At 47.0% G+C, this 20,653-nt stretch carries 15 protein-coding genes; 1 reads left to right on the top strand and 14 read right to left on the bottom strand.

Annotated elements, in window-relative coordinates:
- Positions 1-83: 83 nt before the first annotated feature.
- Complete coding sequence (locus V7R82_RS04265; RefSeq protein WP_338543592.1) at positions 84-3,434, bottom strand: DNA polymerase III subunit alpha; 3,351 nt, start codon at positions 3,432-3,434, stop codon at positions 84-86.
- A 201-nt stretch (positions 3,435-3,635) separates the two neighbouring features.
- On the opposite strand from V7R82_RS04265, the gene V7R82_RS04260 reads away from it, so the two are divergent.
- Entirely contained in the window at positions 3,636-3,848 is a 213-nt protein-coding gene (locus V7R82_RS04260; RefSeq protein WP_070755054.1) for a YjzD family protein, read from the top strand.
- A gap of 73 nt (positions 3,849-3,921) precedes the next feature.
- Here V7R82_RS04260 and V7R82_RS04255 read toward each other — a convergent pair whose 3' ends face one another.
- The 13 genes from V7R82_RS04255 to V7R82_RS04195 all read right to left on the bottom strand — a co-directional run bounded on the left by V7R82_RS04255 (position 3,922) and on the right by V7R82_RS04195 (position 20,354).
- Positions 3,922-4,581: a hypothetical protein gene (locus V7R82_RS04255; RefSeq protein WP_338543589.1), complete on the bottom strand. Its 660-nt coding sequence runs from the start codon at positions 4,579-4,581 to the stop codon at positions 3,922-3,924.
- Positions 4,578-5,264, bottom strand: a complete 687-nt coding sequence (locus V7R82_RS04250) for a SatD family protein (protein WP_338543588.1) — start codon at positions 5,262-5,264, stop codon at positions 4,578-4,580. The genes V7R82_RS04255 and V7R82_RS04250 overlap by 4 nt, the downstream gene beginning before the upstream one ends.
- Before the next feature lie 130 nt (positions 5,265-5,394).
- A complete protein-coding gene (ccpA, locus tag V7R82_RS04245; RefSeq protein WP_338543586.1) occupies positions 5,395-6,405 on the bottom strand; it encodes a catabolite control protein A in 1,011 nt (336 codons plus the stop codon).
- A gap of 1,021 nt (positions 6,406-7,426) precedes the next feature.
- Positions 7,427-8,770: a DEAD/DEAH box helicase gene (locus V7R82_RS04240; RefSeq protein ID WP_338543584.1), complete on the bottom strand. Its 1,344-nt coding sequence runs from the start codon at positions 8,768-8,770 to the stop codon at positions 7,427-7,429.
- A 24-nt stretch (positions 8,771-8,794) separates the two neighbouring features.
- Positions 8,795-10,129 (bottom strand): FAD-dependent oxidoreductase, encoded by a 1,335-nt coding sequence (locus V7R82_RS04235; RefSeq protein WP_338543582.1) that lies wholly within the window; start codon positions 10,127-10,129, stop codon positions 8,795-8,797.
- Positions 10,130-10,203: 74 nt separating this feature from the next.
- Positions 10,204-12,855 (bottom strand): FtsK/SpoIIIE family DNA translocase, encoded by a 2,652-nt coding sequence (locus V7R82_RS04230; protein WP_338543580.1) that lies wholly within the window; start codon positions 12,853-12,855, stop codon positions 10,204-10,206.
- A 158-nt stretch (positions 12,856-13,013) separates the two neighbouring features.
- Entirely contained in the window at positions 13,014-13,772 is a 759-nt protein-coding gene (gene map / locus V7R82_RS04225; protein WP_070755060.1) for a type I methionyl aminopeptidase, read from the bottom strand.
- Positions 13,773-13,791: 19 nt separating this feature from the next.
- Positions 13,792-14,553, bottom strand: a complete 762-nt coding sequence (locus tag V7R82_RS04220) for an acyl-ACP thioesterase domain-containing protein (RefSeq protein ID WP_338543577.1) — start codon at positions 14,551-14,553, stop codon at positions 13,792-13,794.
- 12 nt (positions 14,554-14,565) lie between these two features.
- Positions 14,566-14,814: a hypothetical protein gene (locus tag V7R82_RS04215; protein WP_023391973.1), complete on the bottom strand. Its 249-nt coding sequence runs from the start codon at positions 14,812-14,814 to the stop codon at positions 14,566-14,568.
- A 22-nt stretch (positions 14,815-14,836) separates the two neighbouring features.
- Positions 14,837-16,189 carry a glutathione-disulfide reductase gene (gene gorA, locus V7R82_RS04210; RefSeq protein ID WP_311468249.1) on the bottom strand — a complete coding sequence of 451 codons (1,353 nt, stop codon included), beginning with the start codon at positions 16,187-16,189 and terminating at the stop codon, positions 14,837-14,839.
- A gap of 105 nt (positions 16,190-16,294) precedes the next feature.
- Positions 16,295-16,834, bottom strand: a complete 540-nt coding sequence (locus V7R82_RS04205; RefSeq protein ID WP_314394115.1) for a GNAT family N-acetyltransferase — start codon at positions 16,832-16,834, stop codon at positions 16,295-16,297.
- Positions 16,835-16,857: 23 nt separating this feature from the next.
- Positions 16,858-18,612, bottom strand: a complete 1,755-nt coding sequence (locus tag V7R82_RS04200) for an ABC transporter ATP-binding protein (RefSeq protein WP_303765481.1) — start codon at positions 18,610-18,612, stop codon at positions 16,858-16,860.
- Positions 18,609-20,354, bottom strand: coding sequence for an ABC transporter ATP-binding protein (locus V7R82_RS04195; RefSeq protein ID WP_314211338.1), 1,746 nt, complete (start codon positions 20,352-20,354; stop codon positions 18,609-18,611). Before V7R82_RS04195 ends, V7R82_RS04200 begins: the two co-directional genes overlap by 4 nt.
- Between the last annotated feature and the right edge of the window lie 299 nt (positions 20,355-20,653).

Here is a 20,653-nt window from a genome sequence, read left to right as displayed (position 1 = left end):
ACTTGGACTGATATCCAAGGCTTATTTTACCACTTTTATTGGCTAAAGTCATACATTTTTTCGAAATTAATAGATGTAATCGATTACTTATAGATAATTTTGAAAGGAGCCAGTAGTTTTGCTAATTCTGCTTGCGCTTTCTGGCCATAGGAGACCCGATAGGCATCATCCAATTGGAAGGTCTGACGATTGCCATCGACTAAAATCATGGCTACTGGTCCAGAATATTGATCGGCAAATTTTCTTAAGCCTGGCAGAAAAGGTTTGAGGTCCTGGAAGGCCTTGACCTGGACAAAGCAACGTTGGAAAGGATGCTGATTAGGGTTAGTTGGCGCCTTGGCTTCTTCCTCATTGACTAGCGCCAAACGCTTAATAATCAGCTGATGGCGTCCCTGGCGGTCTAGTTCGACCGTCCCTTCTACTAGCAAGACCTGTCCCTCCTTAAGCAGCGAGACATAGTGTCGATAGCTTTGCGGGAAGACTACCCCGCTAATGCTAGCTACTTCGTCTTCTAGTTCGAGGAAGGCCATTAATTCCTGCTTTTTAGTGTTGATGACTCGGATACCTTTGACTAAGACTAGGGTTTGGACCTTGAGGTTTGGTTGGGCCGCTAAGATATCTCTTACTGACAACAAGTTGGGGTGGGACTTGGCAAAGGCTTGATAAGTCGCTACCGGGTGCCCTTCTAAGGAGAAGCCTAGAATTTCCACTTCCTTATCCCGTTTTTGACTAGGGCTCCAGTCCTCCACCCATTCAATTCGTGGCTCTAGCTCTGGGAAGAGCGACAAATTGCCACCACTAAAGGTAACACTTTGCATGAGCTTGTCTAGGTTCTTTAGCAAGGTTGGCCGGTTCATGCCGGTATAGTCCAATGCCCCTACACTAATTAGGCTTTCTAGCCACTCGTGTTTGAGCCATTTCTTAGGTAGACGCTGCATAAAATGTAAGAGACCGGTATATGGTCCTAAGAGCTGGCGGTCTTCTACAATGTGGCTGACAAAGTCATGGCGTAAGGTCCGGATGGCTGAGAGACCTACTTGGAGTTGCTGACCACTGACACTAAAGCCTATCTGACTCTCATTGAGATTGAGACCAAGGAGTGGACCTGTATGACGTTTGGCCTCCAGAATATAGTCGGCCATGGTCGTCTGGTTGGAACTGCCCATGTTTAAGAGGGCTTGATAGAAGGCTAGAGGATAATGAACCTTGAGATAGGCTAGTTGGAAGGCTAAGGTTGAATAGACCACCGCGTGTGAGCGGTTGAAGCCATAGCTAGCAAATTCATAGATGTAATCATAGGTAGCTGACGCAATCTCAGCCTCTATCCCCTGCTCTCTGGCCCCCCTAATGAAATGCTCGCGTTCTCGTGCCATGACATCGGCTTGCTTTTTACCCATGGCACGTCTTAGCAGGTCGGCCTGTCCTAAGCTGAAACCGGCCATACGTTGACAGACCTGCATGACTTGTTCCTGATAGACGATGATGCCATAGGTAGGAGCTAAGATTTCTTCCAGGATAGGATGAATAGCCTGGTAACTTTCCTTGCCATGGCGACGCGCTACATAGTGGTCAATCTGCTTCATAGGTCCCGGACGGAAGAGCGCATTGACGGCTACAATATCTTCAAAACGCTCTGGTTGCAACTTGCGTAGGACTTGCTTAATGCCGTCTGATTCAAACTGGAAGACCCCATTAGTATCCGCCGCCCTGAAGAGGGCAAGAGTCTGAGCATCTTCCATGGAAATTACTTCAATATCAAAATCAGCTTGGCTCTTTTGAACTTGTTTAATGATGGTATCTAACAGGTTGAGGTTTCTCAGTCCCAGGAAGTCCATCTTAAGCAGGCCAACCTTCTCCACATCATACATGGTAAATTGAGTCATAAGAGGTTGGTTAGGTCGCTCCACAACCGGAATGACCTGATCCAAGGCTTGGTCATGAATGACCACCGCCGCGGCATGGGTTGAAATGTGACGCGGCAAGCCCTCGATGGTTTGCGCCACTTGGAAGAGCTGCTGGTTGGTCTCAGATTGACTGACTAACTGGCGTAAGGCAGCCGACTTCTGATAGGCCTGAGGCAAGCTAATGTCCAACTCTTTTGGTATGGCACGTGCCCATACTCGCAAGGTCTCACTATCAGCACCTAGAACCCGTAAGGTATCCCGCATGGCCGCCCGAGCCCCGAAGGTCCCTAAGGTGGCAATTTGGGCAACCTGCTCTTGGCCATAGCGCTCGACCACATAATGCAAAACTTGTTGGCGTTTGTTATCGGGAATATCCATATCAATATCGGGCATATTATAACGTTCCGGATTTAGGAAACGCTCAAAAAGTAAGTTGTATTGGATTGGATCGACGCGTGTAATCCCTAATAGATAGGAAACCAAGGAACCAGCTGCCGAGCCCCGACCTGGTCCTACCCGGATGGCATGACTTTGGCAGTAGACAATAATGTCCCAGACAATGAGGAAATAGTCGCTAAAGCCCATACTATCGATGACTTCTAGCTCATAGTCAAGCCGCTGCTGGTAGACCGCCAAATCAGCAGGCCTCAAGTCTTCTAATGCCGACTGAGTTAAGTCTCGCAAGTATTGACTAGCTGGCAAGTGATCTGGCGTCGGGAATTTTGGCAGAAAAGCCTGATTTTGTGGCAAAGTTAACTGCATACGATCAGCTAGTTGGCGACTATTCGCCAAGCAGTCAGCCAAGCCTAAACGGACGTACTGAGCCTCCAAATCCGCCCAATTATAGACATAGTGGACCCCCTGCATGGCTCGTAGTTCCACGTCTAAGGTCTCATTAGCCCCAATGGCCTCCAGCACCTTGAGACTGAAGGAGTCACCCTGATTTAAGGTTGATACTCCCTGCCCCACTACTAGCGGAACTTGTTGGCTCTTAGCCCAGGCCTTCACGGCCTCGCCTTCAACTGGATTATAAGGGAAAGCTGCCACCCCCAGATAGACATTACCAGGCCCAAAGACTTGCTCCAAGCGCTCCAAAACTAAGTCGGCTTCTTGGTCCCCACTATGAATCAGGGTTTGCTCCACTTCGCTTGCATGGCCACAGGAAATATAGACTAGGTTGTGGCAGGACTGGGTCAGATAATCCCAAATAGCGCCTGGCGACAGAGGCTGATGGCTCAAACGTCGAATAAGGCCAATCATTTCATAATAACCGGCTTGATTGAGGGCATAAACTAGGAAGGGATAAATATGGGTTTGCTTGAGAGCCCCAGGCAACTTAATGGTCGCGCCAATCATGGCCTTGAGACCAGCAGCCTGACAGCGATTATAGAAATCTAGCGCCCCTTGCAGGCTATGGACATCTGCCAAACCCAGGATTTCATAGCCCCTTTGTTTAGCAGCTTCCACATAGGATGGAGCCGTCAAAGTACTAGCTAAGAGTGAATTAGCAGAATGAACATTAAATAGCATGGCATTTCCTCCTCTCAAGCCCTTTTTGTGGTCCGAACAGGCATTCGACCACTCTCTTCTTATTGTGCCATGAAATGCCTTAAAGCACAAGGTAGAGCTTGGCTTTCAGGAATTTTGGTTAAGAACTGGAAACAAAAACTTTTTCATTGTATTATTTGGCAAATATGCTACACTTATACTGTAAAGGAAAGAAGGGAAAGTATGAAATATATCGTCACATTTTTCTGGAGCTTCATCCTGGGGCAAATCGTCTACTACCTAGGTAGCTCACTCACACGCGCCCAATACGATTTAGTGGGCGGGACCATTTTGGCTCTTGTCATTACTATTGTTGTCGCCATTGTGGCGCGAATCATGGAGAGTGTTCAAGGTGACAGCTCCCAAGCTCAAGCAAGCAATAAGGCGCATTCCTAATAGCCTAAATAAATAGCCCTAGCAGTCTGGATTCTTTATCCAAACTGCTAGGGCTATTTTTACTAGCTTGGGCCTACCAGCTTCCTAATTGGTAGACCTGATAGAGTACTAAAACGGCCAAGAGACTAAAGAGCGAGCCAATGAGATAGTATTCAGCAAAGGCGCTGTTCTTGGAAATTTTATCATATCGGGCGATGGATTTGGCCGTGAAGACCAAGCCCAAAGCGGCATAATTCTGGCTGACTAAGAGCAAACCTGTTATCAGACGCTCTAGTATCCCAATCGTGGCCCCTGCCCCTTCAATAGTTGCGTCATCAATCTCAATTTCAGGTTGAAAACGGCGGAAGAGAAAATGGAATAGCTGGTTAACAGGAGCTCCTAACCACAAGGCATAGAGAGCCGTCCATAGCCAGTTTGCCTGGTAAGGCCAAGTCCAGCCTACCTTCGCTGCATAAAGGCTGGCGCCAAATAAAAGTAGCGCCATCAATAGAGAAACTTGCTTGGGCTTAAGTAGCTTACCTAAGCTGGCATTCACCAGTCCTAGACCAATCAGCAGGCCCCCTGCGACTAGATTAGGTCCCAAGAGCAAGGCGCCCCATACCAAATAGAGCATCCAAGCTTCTAACCAGGCCAATCGACCTTTTAAGAAGGCTCGGCCATAAGGTCGGTAATAGGATTCGATTAGGGTCCAGCCTAGCCCATAGTAGAGGCCCATTGAATAAGTCGATATCATGCGCCCTCACCTCCTTGAGCTGCCTGTCTGGCTAGATTCTCAATGGCCTGATTGAGATCATTTTTGACATCCAAGTAGAGTTTAATGCCACTCGATTTCATGCGTTTGGCGAAGGCGCTAGAGGATAGACCAAGGGCTGTCGCCACTCGCTTCTGATCAAAGCGTGACTGATAGTAACCCAAGTCTAAGATTGTTCGGAAGGTTTCCATTTGCGATTGAATCCAGGATGAGCGGACAAACTCACTCAAAGCCAAACTATGATTCAAAACCGCATCCTGGTCCTCTTCTCCCGTCACTAGATAGACATGGACTGTCTCGTAATGGTGTTGTTGATGGACTTGTTGGATGGCCTCCCGCGCCCGCCAGTAAGCCGGGCCATCCGCCCCTAAGCTGACTGCGGGATTTATGCTGGTCAGAATTTCACCTAAGCCCAGGCCAAAACGCAGATTTAAGTCAGGCAAGGCCAGGCGAAGTTCATCAATCATTTGAAAGATAGGTGCTCCTACTTTAAGTAGTCCTTGGAATTCATCTCCCAAAGTTAAACTAAAGCATGAGGCTAGGTGGCCTTGATATCGCTCATTCAGGCCATTTAAGGCTTGGCTTAAGGCTTCTTGTATTTTGGCACGATTGGCTAAACTGCGTGACTCAATAATGTCACCAATTAAAGCATAGTATTGATTCATAGTAGCCTCCTCTCTTAAGTCCATTATAACAGACCCTTAAAATAAAGTCCATTATAATAGACCAAACAGAAAGAGTCCATTATAATAGACCAAAAACCAAGGGCCTATAAACCCTTGGTTTTATTTACGATTAGTCTTTATCTTCTAAGGTTGAGCCACGAGCAATAAATCTGTGTGGTAAGATAATTTGATGCTCTTCCACTTCTTCACTGTTCATAATCTTAGTCAAAAGACGCATTGCTACCGCACCGATATCATAGAGCGGAATTTGGATGCTGGACAACTTAGGACGTACCATTTGGGTTAACATAGAGTTATTACCAGTAATGATTTCAAATTCTTGTGGGACTTTTACGCCACGATCTGTCAAGGCGTTGAGGACAGCTACTGCGATTTCATCGTCAGAAATGACAGCGGCATTTGCCTTCGCTGCAATCAATTGCGCCGCAATCTTATCCCCATCTGCATAAGTGAATTGCTTTTGAATGACTAAGTCTTGCTTAAATTTAGCACCGGCTTCCTTAAGGGCTTCAGTATAGCCTTCTAAGCGGAAATCACGGTTAATATCAAATTCCCCAGGACCTGTCACCAAACCTACTTTACGGCCATGAGCCAAGAGCAAAGCAGTTGCCTCTTTAGTTGCTTGACGGTAGTCGATGTTAACGTTAGATAGTTCTGTATTAGATAGAATGGTCCCAGCAAAGACAACTGGTGTCCGCGTACGGCTAACTTCATGTTGGATACTTTCTTGGATGTCATTCCCCATGAAGATGATTCCGTCCACTTGTTTTGCTAACAAGGTGTTGAATACTTGTACTTCTTTCTCAGGGTTTTCATCAGAGTTGGCCAAAATAATGTTGTATTTGTACATGGACGCAATGTCATCAATCCCCCGTGCTAAAGACGAGAAGAAGACATTGGTGACGTTAGGGATAATCACCCCAACTGTAGTGGTCTTCTTGCTTGCCAAGCCACGCGCGACTGCGTTAGGACGATAATCCAAGCGTTCGATAACTTCTGATACTTTTTTACGAGTTGACGGTTTAACGTTAGGGTTGCCGTTTACCACACGAGATACTGTCGCCATGGAGACGCCAGCTTCACGAGCAACGTCGTAGATGGTAATAGTTTGTTTTTCCATACCTTTTGCCTCACTTCCTAGGTAAACACTTTTATACTCTTATAAAATACCACAAAAAAAACACTTTAGCAAGCGTTTTACTTACATTTTATCACCTATTTTATAGACTTACCTTGAAAAATGTTTTGAAAAATGAAAACTTTTCAAAAGTACATGTAAGCGAAATTTACATTAACCTGCCTCTAACTGGTTTAAAGCCTTATATAGAGCCATTTTTACCTAAGAGGCAAAAATAGGAGATAGTTGAAAATTATCTATAATTTGAACTTGGCGGATATAAGGAGGAAAATTGCTGTTTTTTTGAGAGCAAACAAATCTCGATAGAAAAGATAATAAAAAAACAGCCGAGAGGGAACTCGGCTGCAACGGATTCGGCATATCCGTATCAAGAGGGGACTTCTACAATAGGCATTAGGGGATACCTATCGTAAGAAGGGATAACTTAGTCCTTAACCTGACTAAGAAGGTTTAAATTGATTACCTATACCCATACGACTTCTGACTTGAAGCATTTAGTGATTTATCAACAATGTAAAATCGGCACGTTCACCTTGAAGTAAAAATCTAAATCTTCTATGATAAAGTTCATTAAGGGGATCATATGGACATAGATTCAATTTGTTCGAAGGGCTGCTACTGCCCTCCTTTAAATATTCCAAGAAACACTTAAAGCAAGACACTAACATCCTGTATAGACATTATACCGCATTTCCCAATATTATACATATCAAATTTTCGTTAGATGTTCACAATTACTTGAATGAAACGCGGTTTCGTGTTCCCATAAGAATGACAAAATCAATAATCATCACAACTTAAAGATTTTTACATACTCTAGTATATTTTGGGAGATAAGAAAAATAAAACAAGTATATAATCCGAAATCTTTAAAGAGAATGAATATACGATTAGGTAATAAAGTCCGTCATATTAATAGCTTGAGTCTAAGTATCTATACAATATTGTAAATCAATATACATATCAAAAGAGACTAACCTAGGTTAGTCTCCCCTTCTATCGATTAAGCTTTTCTAGCTTGGCGCCGCTCTGCCCTTTTCTGTTTACGAGCTTCCTTCTGACGGTGCTCCTTAATTTGGTAATTGAGCTTACGTTTGTAGCCAGGCTTAACCTTCTTCTTCTTGTTTCGGTTAATCATGGCCCGTACGGTTGGATCTTCCTTATCCTGCTTGGTATCCGTCCGCTCTACACGGCGATGGCGTGACTGAACAGGACGGATTTCGCCCTTGACTAAGTCCACCTGTTGGAATTCAATGCCCTTGGCTTCTAATTCCACAATAGCCCGGTCGTCATCAGGTGTCATGAAGGTATAGGCTGTCCCAGCCAGTTGATTACGGCCTGTCCGCCCTACCCGGTGAACGAAGAATTCCAGCTCCTTAGGCAATTCCGTATTAATAACCATGGAAATACCCGGAATGTCAATACCGCGCGCAGCTAGGTCAGAAGCCACTACATATTGGAATTCTAAGTCCTTGATTTGACGCATGACCCGTTTGCGTTCTCGCGGCGTTAAATCCCCGTGAATGGAGGCCACCTTGAGGCCATGTTCCTTGAGGTATTGGGTCAATTCTGCTGCATACTTCTTAGTATTACAGAAGACCAAGGCTAGGAAAGGATGGCCCATGGTTAAGAGATCGTAGACCAAGGCCGAGCGATCCCGCCCTTTGGTATTAATCAGGTAGTTATCAATCTTGCTGGCTAAGACCTCCTGAGGTTCAATCTGTATGAATTCAGGGTTGGTCACATACTTGTTGAGGAAGACCTCAAGCTGCTGAGGAATAGTCGCAGAGAAGACCATTAACTGCAAATCTTCTGGCATGCGTGAAGCAATATCATCGACCACTTGAAGGAAACCTAGGTCCATGGTCATATCGGCTTCATCTACTACCATGATTTTGGCGGTTTGAACATGGAGGGCATGGCTAGCCATCAAGTCATAGATACGACCAGGCGTCCCAATGACAACTTGGGGTTGGCCCGCCTGCAACTTGTCCACTTGACGTTGCTTATCCGTCCCGCCCATGTAATGAACGATCCGCAAAGGCTCTGGGCTAGTGCTAGCCAGTTGCTTAGCCACTTGGTAGAGTTGCGTAGCCAATTCCCGGCTAGGCGCCGTAATCACCACTTGGACTTGGTCCAAACTAGGGTCTAGTTGCTGGAAGATAGGAATCAAAAAACTATGAGACTTACCTGAGCCCGTTTGCGATTGGACAATCAGGTTGCGCCCTTTGAGGGCATAGGGAATGACCGCCTCTTGCACAGGCGTTAGGCGGGAAAATCCCAGTTCCCCGAGTGCCTCCTTAATAAAAGGCGCTAGCTCGAGACTTTCAATGGTTGGCCTAGTCATAGGTCACCTCTTTCTTACTTTTGCTTATTTTGCTACCCGTTGGGCATAAGACTCCAAGGCAGCGCGGTAAATAATAGGGTTGGCGACGGTCTCTAATGGATAATAGAGACGGTCTTGGAAGGCTAATTCTTGGTCCGTCAGGCCTTGTCCGATAGCCAAGGCTAGCGTGTCAGCATAGGATAGAATATTAGATTCTGAGCGCATTTTGGCTCCCAGAATGCGACCTGTCTCCGCCTCAGTAATGAGCTTGAGATAGACAGGGGTTGAATCCGTTAAGGAGTAGTCAGCTGTAACTGTGATAGTCTGAACAGGCTGGACACTGGTCCCATTGGCTTCATGTTCCGTCTTAGCCACACTGACCACATATTGGCTGAAGATACGGGAGCCAATGACCCGCAGAGAAGTCGCTTGCTTGACGCGATTTTCCTTGAGGTTGAAGGCTGCAATCTGACCTGAACGAATGGCGTTATTAACCAAGGCAATAAAGTCACGCCCTTGATCAGCATAAGGCACTTGAACTAGGTCCCCTACCGCAAAGACATCGGTCACGCTGGTTTCTAAGTAAGGGCTGGTCCAGATTGTCTTGTCTGGATTAAGCTCAACTTGATCCGACACCAGGCTGCTATTAGGGAAGAGATTGACCCCCATGAGGATAGCATCCGCATAGATTTCATCACCATCTTCTAGGATAACCCGTAGCGGGTCAGTTTCGACAGAAGCTACCTTGCTCCCGACGCGTAGGTCGACACCTACGATTTCAATGGCGGCTTCGATTTCTTCAACAAAATCAGCATCAAAATAACGTTCAGCCAGGCTATCATTGGCTTCAATCAAGGTCACTTGCTTATTGGCGTTAACCAGGGCTTCACAGGCTTCAATCCCGATTTGCCCCCCACCGACAACAACCACATGCCCAGCGTCTTCTAGGACCTCTAAGGCATGGTGGGCAGACCCAATGTCCTTGGTCGAAATAATGGCTGGATGGTCTAGATGGGCCACTAAATGACCAGTTTGCTTAGAACCCATAGCCAAGACCAGTTGATCATAAGGATAGTCTGTAATCACTTGGGTCTTTAGATTCTTAGCACGTAACCACTTGGCTTTCATGTCGACTTCGACCACTTGATGGCCTAGATAGAGTTGGACGCCAGCCGCCCGCACTTCTTTCTCCGAGATAAAGCTAGCCGCTTCTAATTGGTCTACCTCATGATTGAGTACTAGGTTCATCCCACTTGGAATGAAGCCCACTGTTTCTTGGCTATCGAAGACTTGCACTTCCATGTCCGGGTAGAGTTGCTTGGCTTGGAGCGCACAGCTTAAGCCAGCAAAAGAACCCCCTATGATAATAGTTTTTGACATGACATATCCTCCCTTAAACTTATGACTTACACACTCTTAAGTATACGCCCTTTGGCGCCCTTTTCAACCGCAAATTAGTCCGCTTGGACAAAAACCTGACGCGGTTTGGACCCGTCTTGTGGGCCGATAAAGCCCTGGGCTTCTAAATCATCAATTAGACGCGCAGCCCGGTTATATCCAATCCGGAATTTACGTTGTAATTGCGAGATAGAGATGGTCTCAAGCCCACGAATCAGCTCAACTGCTTCACCAAAGTATTCATCATCAGATGCGCTCGCTGCTCCACCAGTCTCATCATCGGATACCATCATGGTTTCATCATACTCTGCTTCCTGTTGATTCTTAACAAATTCCGTAATCTTCTCAACTTCAGAGTCAGAAATATAGGCCCCTTGGACCCGAACAGGCTTGTTCTTGCCCATAGGCTGGAAGAGCATGTCCCCACGGCCTAGCAATTTCTCCGCCCCGTTACTATCCAAGATAGTCCGGGAATCAATACTTGAGGAGACAGCAAAGGCCAAACGGGACGGCACATTGGCCTTGATAATCCCGGTAATGACATCGACCGATGGCCGTTGGGTGGCAATAATCATGTGGATGCCGGCCGCCCGCGCCATTTGGGCCAGACGAATAATGGCCGATTCCACTTCATTGCTGGCTACCATCATGAGGTCGGCCAACTCGTCAATGAAGACGACAATCTTAGGCATGGCTTCATAGCCAGTCCCCTGCTCTTTGTTGTAGTTGTCTACTTGTTCATTATAACCATCAATGTTCCGCACACCCGTCGCCGCAAAAAGTTCATAGCGTCGTTCCATTTCCTGGACCACTTTGTTGAGGGCTTGGGCAGCCTTACGTGGATTGGTCACAACTGGCGCCAACAAATGAGGCACCCCATCATACATGGTTAATTCAACCTTCTTAGGGTCAATCATGAGGAATTTAACTTCATCTGGCTTAGCCTTCATAAGCAAGGAGGTGATGATGACGTTCATCCCAACCGACTTCCCGGAACCCGTCGCCCCGGCAATCAGCAAGTGAGGCATTTTGCTCAAGTCAGCCAAGCAGACCACACCCGAAATGTCGCGTCCAAGTGGAACTTCCAAAATGTGCTTGCTTTCTAGAGCTGCATCAATGATTTCCCAGAAGGAAACTGGACTAACCTGGGTGTTGGGTACTTCAATCCCAATTAAGGACTTGCCCGGAATTGGGGCTTCCATACGGACATCGCGAGCCGCCAGTGCCAAGGCAATATCATCAGATAAGGAGACAATCTTGCTGACCTTAACCCCGATGGCTGGCTGAATTTCATACTTGGTAACAGACGGGCCTAAGTTAGCCTTGACTACCTTGGCCTGAACGCCGAAACTTTCGAAGGTCCGCTCTAACTTGGCGATGTTCTCATTAATACGGGCGTATTCTTCCGATTGGTCAACAGGCGGTATTTTCTTAAGTAAGTTCTTACCAGGCAATTGATAAGGTTTATGAGCCCGCGGTTTCTTGGTGACCACTGGCGTATGAGGCCCTTCTTGTTCCGCCATTTGATCTAATTGGCTGTCCAAGTCATCCCGCGTTAAGTCAGCGCGCTCATGAGCTTGGGCCTGCCAATGGCCGGCAGCAGCATCTGGTGCGAGCGCTGGTGACTTACTTGGTTCAAGTTCTGGCTCGACCGACGCTAAGTCTGATACTGGAGCTGGCTCTATATCGAAGATATTGTCTTCTGACTCCCAGTCCGCCTCCGTTTGATGCGCGTTGGCTATAACGATCGGCACCGTGTCTTCTTGGGCGTCTTGGCCTTCTAGATAATCTAAATCTAAGACAGGGGCCTGAGATCTACTAGTCTCCTCCTCATCCCAGTTGGCTAGTGGACGGCGTCTGAGGCGATTAGGCAGATTGTGATCCGCATCCTCTAATCCCGGCTCTTGATCTTCCTCTTCGACAAAGCCAAAGAAACGCTCAGATAGTGATAATTTCCGACTCGAAGATCTCTTTGGAGCTTGTGGAGCGGCTTCTACATCATCTTCTGAATAGAACACTTGTTTAGCTGGCTCTTCCTCTATCCCATGACTTGGAGGGAAGAGGCGCCGGCTGAGACCTTGAATACCTGTCCTTATACGGGCAAACAAGCCCTGCCAAGCTTGCCATGGCAGATTGAGCAAGAGGGAGAATCCTGCTAGGAAGAGGATAACAACCAGCAAGTAGGTGCCCCATTTACCAAAGAGGTAACCAAAGGTCGCATAAGTTATCGCCCCCAGCATACCGCCCCCCATTGGGACGCGGACTTGGCCCATCAAGACTTCATTGCGGAAAATTTGATAGGTCATAGAGAATATAGACTGTGGCAGTGGTTCCTGACCGATAAATTGGTTGACATGCAGTAGACTAGTTAGAGCCGTCAAGGTCATGGCGCCACCTAGAAAATGCTGGAGACGGACCACAAAGAGTTGGCCTTTGACTAGCATATAAAGGCCTAAGGGCAAGATAGGCGCTAGTAGCAGCGCATAGGTCTCCCCTACTAGCAGTCGGAAGCCATTGACAATTAGAGCGCCTAGCGCCCCCCATTGAAAGAGACCTAGTAGAGATACAAAACTTATCATAATTCCCAGAATCAAATAGGTGGTATGTTCAGAGAGATTTAGGGCATGGTGCTGACGACTTGCTTGGGTCTTCTTACCAGGTCTTGAGCCTGTTTTTTTCTTGGTGGTCGTCTTTTTCTTCGGCGCCATAGGGTCCCCTCCTTCATCAATTAGTAAAAATGTTTATCACTTACTATTATAGCATAAAATCCCTTAAATAGCATGATTGAGCCCGACTTATCTAAGCAAAAAAGAGGAGAAATTAATCCCCTCTTTCCAAATATCTATTAAGCCCCTAAACCAGCAAGCTAGCCTTCAGGCACTTGTTGGGTCAGAATGCGCGGCCCTTCCTTAGTAATAACTAAGGAGTGCTCATACTGGGCACAATTGCCCCCGTCTCGGGTACGTGCCGTCCAACCATTATTATCCATCTTCATTTGCCAAGTGCCAGTCGTAATCATTGGCTCAATGGTGATAGTCATGCCTTCCTTGAGGCGCAAGCCCTTGCCCTTGGTCCCGTAATGTGGGATACCTGGTTCTTCATGGATGGTTGGACCAATGCCGTGGCCGATAAAGTCACGGACTACCCCGTAACCCTTAGCTTCAGCATAAGTTTGAATAGCGTGGCCGATGTCTCCAATGCGATTGCCGACTTGAGCCGCTTCAATCCCCTTATAGAGTGCTTCCTTGGTTACTTCCATAAGGGCTTGATTCTCAGGGCTGACCTGACCAACGGCATAGGTCCAGCAAGAATCTGAAATAGCCCCTGCTAAATCCACACAGAAGTCTACTTTGACGATATCGCCATCTTTAAGCACATAATTGGATGGAAAACCATGACAGATTTCGTCATTGACACTGGTACAAGTCGCGTATTTATAACCTTCGTAGCCAATTTGAGCGGCTACTGCCCCAGCAGCTTCAATCTTGTCTTGAACAAACTTGTCTACTTGAGCTGTTGTTAGACCTGGTTTAATAAAGTCACGCAACTGGACATGAATACCCGCCAAAATCTCGCCGGACTTAGCCATAGCATCGATTTCACGCGGTGATTTTAAGGTAATCATGGATTAGATACACTCCTTCTTAGGCTAAGTCAACCGGCTGATTCCAGACAAACTGAACCAGACAGGCAACTTTATCCTTACTTAGATTATAAATTTGATGGTCGGTTACCCACTCTTGGTCGTTCAGAGGGACCAGCTGGCTTCGAATCTCCACTTGGTCGCTAGGCAGGAGTTCACTGCCGTACTTGATATAGCAACTAGAGTATGGCGCTTGACTAGCTAATTGGTCTAGGGCCCAGCCAATATAGACCAGATTGTTAACATGGCCATTTTCGTCGATGACCTCTGGCGTAATGGCTAAAGGCGACGTCTTACTTTCTTGAACTTGGTCTCCTTCCCATTTTACCGGATCAAAATGAGCCGGCTCTTCTTCTTCTATGACCAAATTGGCCTCTTGGAAAGACTCAATTGGTAAGCGCACAATCCGGCGCTTATCCAAGTCCAAGATGACATATTGGGCTTCTACAATGGCCAGCAGCCGATCTCCTTCATAGAAGCGGAAGCGGCGATTACAGAAGAAACGGTTGGCTTCGCAGAGCAAGGTTTCAACTCTTAGGTCATCCTGTCCTTGATAGCAATCAACTAGCTCCAAACGGTACTGGGTGACAATCCAAGACTGGGTCTCACTGACAAAGGCATAGTTGAGTTGGGTCCGAACCACTTGGTCATGGGCGCCAGAAGTGATAAGAGCATAACGAATCATGCGCTGGGGCTCAACAATCCCCTGCTTGTGGACGATTTCTTGACGTGGGAAAAACTTAGAAAAGCGGGTTTGAACCATCGATACACCTCTTTATTGCTTACTTGAGACCGTTAAATTAACCAGTAACCAGGCTAGACCTAGGAAGAGCCCTGCCCCCAAGAAGCTTGGGATAGGCGCGAATCCGTAGATGGCAGGCCCTAGCTTGAACCAAAAATAATTACCAATCCAGGCACCAATTAAGCCGGCTACCATGAAGCGACTTCTGCTTTCAGGTAGCTCATGGTAGAGTAAGGCCATGAGCCAGCCCAGGAAGACGCCAACTAATAAAGATATTACCATTATCTCGCCTCCAGCTCAAGTCTTAACGCATGGTAACAAACTCTTCCGAACCGGTTGGGTGAATGGCGATGGTGGCATCGAAGTCAGCCTTGGTCGCCCCCATCTTAATGGCCACCGCAAAGCCTTGCAGCATTTCGTCTACCCCTTCGCCAATGGCGTGAAGGCCGACAATCTTCTCTTCAGGGCCATGGCAGACCAACTTAAACTTAGAAGGAACATTGAGTCCGGCAGCCCGTTGATACATGGAGTTGAACTGGCTAGTATAGACTTTAAGATTTTCTGCTCCGAATTTAGCTTCTGCTTCTTCTTGAGTGTAACCCACTGTGGCGATAGCCGGGTGGGAGAAGACAACTGTTGGAATTTGGCTGTAATCAATGGCGGCTGAGGCTGCCCCATTGAAGAGGTACTCTGCCACATGACGGCCCGCGCGGATAGCGACCGGCGTCAAGGCTGGGCGACCGATTACATCCCCTACTGCATAAATATGTGGCACGGCTGTCTGATGTTGGTCATTAACTTGGATAATACCTCGCTCATTGACTTGAATATCGGTATTTTCCAAGCCAAGGGCGTCGGAATTAAGGGCCCGACCAATAGCAGCAATGACCCGATCCACTACTAAGACTACTTGACCTTGAGACAAGCATTCAATCTTGCCATCCTGGCGACGACGATATTCGTCGAACTGGGTATGAGCGTGTAAAGTTGGGCCATGATCGGCCATAGTGTCCAACAAGGCTTGGCTAAGCATGGAATCAAATTTACGTAATGGGCGGTCATAGCGGACTACTAAGTGAGACTCTACCCCCAAAGCGTGTAAGACACCGGCCAACTCTACCGCAATATAGCCAGCCCCCACAACGGCAACGGATTGAGGCAGGTCTTGCCATTCGAAGAAGGAATCAGATGTATCCAAGAGCTCGTGGCCTGGCACTTGTGGCACCGCTGGACGGCCACCTGTGGCAATCATAAAGTAACGTGCAGAATAGGTCTGACCGTTAACTTGAACCGTATGATTATCGACGAATTTAGCATAGCCCTTGATGTAATCAATGCCATTATTTAATAAACCACGTTCATAGCTAGCGCGGGCATTGGCCACATAAGTATCACGAGCCTTAACAAATTCCTGGTAGTTAAATTGATAGTGAACATCTTGGAAACCATAGCCTGGCCCTACTTGGTTCATAACATCGGCCATATGAGCCGCATACCAAGTGATTTTCTTAGGCACACAGCCTTCGTTGACACAGGTTCCACCTAAGCGTTTGCCTTCTATCAAGGCTACCTTGGCACCGTACATAGCCGCGCGATTGGCTGTCGCCACACCGCCACTACCGCCACCAATCACAATTAAATCATAGTTTGCAGTCATGCAAATACCTCCTTATAATCTCTACCCTTCTATACTACACCATTTGGTTCAAAATCCCTTCTATAATGCTCAAAAAGCGGGAGACAGGCTCCCGCTTAGTAGTAGCTATAAGTCAATCCAATAACGACACAAGAGATTGCCATCTGGTTCTGTCACCAGATTTTCCAAAAGCCCGCCATTCTTCTCAATGACGCGTGCCGAACCTAGATTGGTCTTGTCACAGGTAATCAGTAGTCTCTGGAGCCCTTCTTGACGGGCCTTATCTAGGGTTAAGGCCAAAAGTTGGGTGCCATAGCCCTGGCCCCAGCAATCGGGCGCGATGGAGTAACCGACATGACCACCGAACTGACGTAAATAATCCGTTAATTCAAGCCGTAAATTACTTAGACCAACCAAGCGATCACTGGCACCATCCTGAGTGGCCGGCTCCATCACTAACCATATTTTGGCTGGCGCATAGCCCTGGGGCAGCGTCTCACGTTTGGTCATGGCCACTTGTCTTTGATGCCAAGCCGCCATATCGTCATAGTTTTCAAGGTCACCACAGCCATGGGCGACTAATTGACGATTGAGATAGACCTGACGATAGGCTGCTAGGGCCGGATAATCAGCTGGACTAATCTCCTTAAGATACAAGTTACTCATCATAAGCCTCCTTTTCACTGCTACTAGCCATTGGCTTGTTGTAGCTGCATGCGGTACATTTCAGCATAGCGTCCGTCTTGGGCCAGCAAGGCTTGGTGATTGCCGCGTTCCACAATCTGGCCTTCATGTAAGACCAAAATTAAATCAGCGTCTTGAATAGTCGACAGACGGTGGGCAATGATAAAGGTGGTCCGCCCCTGGCTCACGACCTTCATGGCATGTTGGATGATTTCCTCCGTTTCCGTATCGATATGGGAGGTTGCCTCATCCAGAATCAAAATCTTAGGATCCGCAGCCAGTGTTCGGGCAAAACTAATCAGTTGGCGTTCGCCACTGGAATAGGTAGCCCCTTTTTCAAAGACGGGAGCCTGAATGCCTTGAGGCAGGCGACTGACCATGTCCTTGGCCCCAACCCGCTCAAGGGCTTGCCAGACAGCCGCATCATCAATAGCCTCATTCCCCATGGTCACATTAGAAGCAATAGTGCCGGTGAAGAGATAAGGGTCTTGAAGCACAATCCCCATTTCCTTGCGGACACTCTCACGGGAATAGTCGCCAATGGCTTGGCCATCAATGAGAATCTGGCCTTCTTGAGGGTCATAGAAGCGGAACAAGAGATTAATCATAGAACTCTTACCTGACCCCGTATGCCCTACCAGTGCAATGGTCTGACCTGGTTGAGCTAGCAGATTAAGATCTTTCAAGACGGGCTGGCCCGGTACATAGGCAAAGTGAACATGCTTGAACTCGACTTGACCTTGCGTCACTACTAAGTCTCGGTCTACCTCCACTTCCTGCTCCACGTCCAGTAATTCCAGGACCCGTTGGCCAGTCGCCACCGATTGTTGAATCTGGGAGAATTGCCGGACAAAGTTATTGAGGTTCATGAAGAGTCGGTCCAAGTAGTTGATGTAGATAAAGAGCTGGCCGACGGTTATAGCCAGAGTCTGCCCCAAGAATTGATAACCCACCACAGCCAAAATCAAGGCAATAAAGGACCGGTTGAGCAATTCACCCAAACTCCAAGAGACTGTGGAGTCCACGCGAATCCATTTTAGAGCTGCTTGGTACATCTGCTCTACGATTGTCTGGAAACGAGATTTGAAGCTGGCTTCTATTTGCGAAAGCTGAATCATGACGCTACCGTTCATGGTTTCATTGACCTGGGAATTGACCTCACTCTGAGCTTCGAAGAAAACCTTCATAGCCTGAGAGACTTGGCGGCTGTAGAGCACATACCAGCAATAAAAGAGTGGTAAAAGCAGTAAAAGGGCCAAGCCGATATACCAGTTCAAGCTAAAGATAAAGACATAAATAATGATTACCTGAGCCAAACTAAGGAAGGCTTGAGACAAAATACCGCCGTAGAAGTTACTTCTCAGGGTCTCCGTGTCATTAATAATGCGAGAGGAAATCTTGCCGGCAGGCTTATCATCAAAATATGAGACTGGCAGATTCTGCATGACGTCGAAGGCCTTATTGCGGATGTATTCCACTATACGGTTGGCACATGACATTAAGATAATACTAGCAAAATAGCCGATAATCGAAGCTAAGGCAATCAAACCTACATAGAAGCCCAGATGTTGCAACATAGCTGCCCTATCCAGTTCCTTGCCCTGATTGAAGACAGGCGTGAGCACCTGGTCAATGACTCTTTGAATTTCTAAGGGGGCATAGTTTTGAATAATGGTCCCCCCGCCCAAGAGCACTAGGCCTAGGAGGAATAGACGCCACTCTACTTTGACCAATTTAAATAATCTTAATGGGATACTCATGCCATCACCTCCTCTTCTGAGACTTCTTCATTTAGGCGTTGCCGCCATGCTTGTTCAGCATACCAACCGCCTAGGGCCATGAGATCTTCTGCGCGCCCTTCTTCTACAATGCGGCCTTGGTCTAGGACCACAATCCAATCGGCATGCTCCACAGCTGATAAGCGATGAGTAGTAATAATATTGGTCTTACCGGCTCGTAGAGTTTGGATATTTTCAATAATAATACGTTCAGTCCGCGCATCAACTGCCGATAAGGCATCATCTAAAATCAGGAGCTCTGGTTCCTTAATCATGGCGCGGGCGATGGAGATACGTTGTTTCTGACCGCCTGATATGGCCACCCCTTTCTCACCAATCAGCGTGTCATAGCCCTCCGACATACGTTCTAAGTCTTGGCTAAAGGCTGCAATGGCCACCGCAACATCCACTTGTTTCTGACTGGCAGAAGGATTACCCAAGAGAATATTCTCCCTTACGGTACGTGAAAAGAGTAAGTGTTCTTGCGGTACATAACCAATCAGCTTTTCCATATCGTGACGATTAAAATCACTGATTGGTCGGTTGTTGACTAAGAATTCTCCCTGGCCAATGGGATACTGGCATAGGAATTGGCGAACCAGGGTGGTCTTGCCGCTGCCTGTCTTACCGACAATCCCCAGGGTCTGGCCTTTCTTAAGACGCAGATGAATGTGACGGAGACTGTCTTCAGAAGCTCCTTGATAGCGGAAACTATAATCAGCTAGGCTCAGCTCCTCTAGGTCACTTAGCCTTTGAGTCCCTTGACTGGCCAAATCATCGCTAGCTTCCAATAATTCTTGGATCTTACCATGGCTGACTTTGGCATTTTGATAGACAACAATCAAATCGGTTAAGGACCAGAGCGGTTCAGCCAGTGAAAGTGAATAGAGTTGCAAAGCAATAATTTGGCCCAAGGTCAAATGCCCTGCCGCCATTTCCAGTCCCCCTACGCCAATGACTAAGGCCGCAGTCAGGGACATAATGGTAATGGATAGGCGCCCAAACGCCGCTTGGTAGTAGATAATCCGGATAGCCTTGCTGGCTAAATCGCGCGTTTTTGCCTGGAAACGTTGACTGGATTCTTGTTTGTTACCGTAAGCGCGCGTCACTCGAATGCCTTCTATGACCTCTAAGACCTCATTACTAAGGGAAGCAACCGCATCGCGTTGTTGCGTCACGGCTTCTTCTTGTCGACGCGTTAAGATTACAAGAGGAAGCAGGATGAGACTAGAAGGAATAAGAGCTAAGAGGGTCACCTTCCAAGAAATAGATAGCATAATGGGAATAATGATAAAGTAGGTACCCGCGGATAAGAGAAAGCCCATTAAGCCATAGCCCATAAAATCCTCAATTCCCCTAACATCAGAAGTAAAGCGAGTCATCATGTCGCCTGAACGGAACTTCTCAAAAAATTGAATCCGCATGCTGATGATCTTCTGGTAGAGATTGAGCTTGACTTCCTTGATATAGAATGCCGATTGACTAAAGAGTCGACTCATCCATAGATATTCAGATGTGTATTGAGCCACCGACACCACCAAGATAATGCCAATGAAGAGTGCCAGACTCTGCCCCGTCAGCGAGTGGTCGGCCATGGCATCAATAATGGCCTGAGTCACGCGCGTAGGAATGACCCACAAGATATAGTTGGCAATAATGGAAAGCAGAATAATCAGGTAAGTTATCGGATAACGTTTAATAAATTGCCACATGGCAGCTAACATAAAAATCCCCCTTAATATAGATCGATAGGTAAAAGTCCCCTAATAGACGCACAAAAAAGACCCTAAGATGGACAGTACAAGGCACAGAATCTAGTCCTGGTCCTTGCCACTCCAACTTAGCGTCTTATCATCTTCTATATTATTGGCTATAAGGCCTAGTAAGGCACTTTATAGCATGACGTCTAAAAGGAGTGGGTGTTGTTTGGTTTGTTTGGTTTTAGCTACTAAGATCATGACACGTACTCCTTTCTTTCATTTTTCTTACTTTTCTAGGATACCACAGGCTTATCCTTTTTGTA

The sequence above is a fragment of the Abiotrophia defectiva ATCC 49176 genome (genome assembly GCF_037041345.1).
Lineage (GTDB): Bacteria > Bacillota > Bacilli > Lactobacillales > Aerococcaceae > Abiotrophia.
This window is presented reverse-complemented; position numbering and strand designations above follow the sequence as displayed.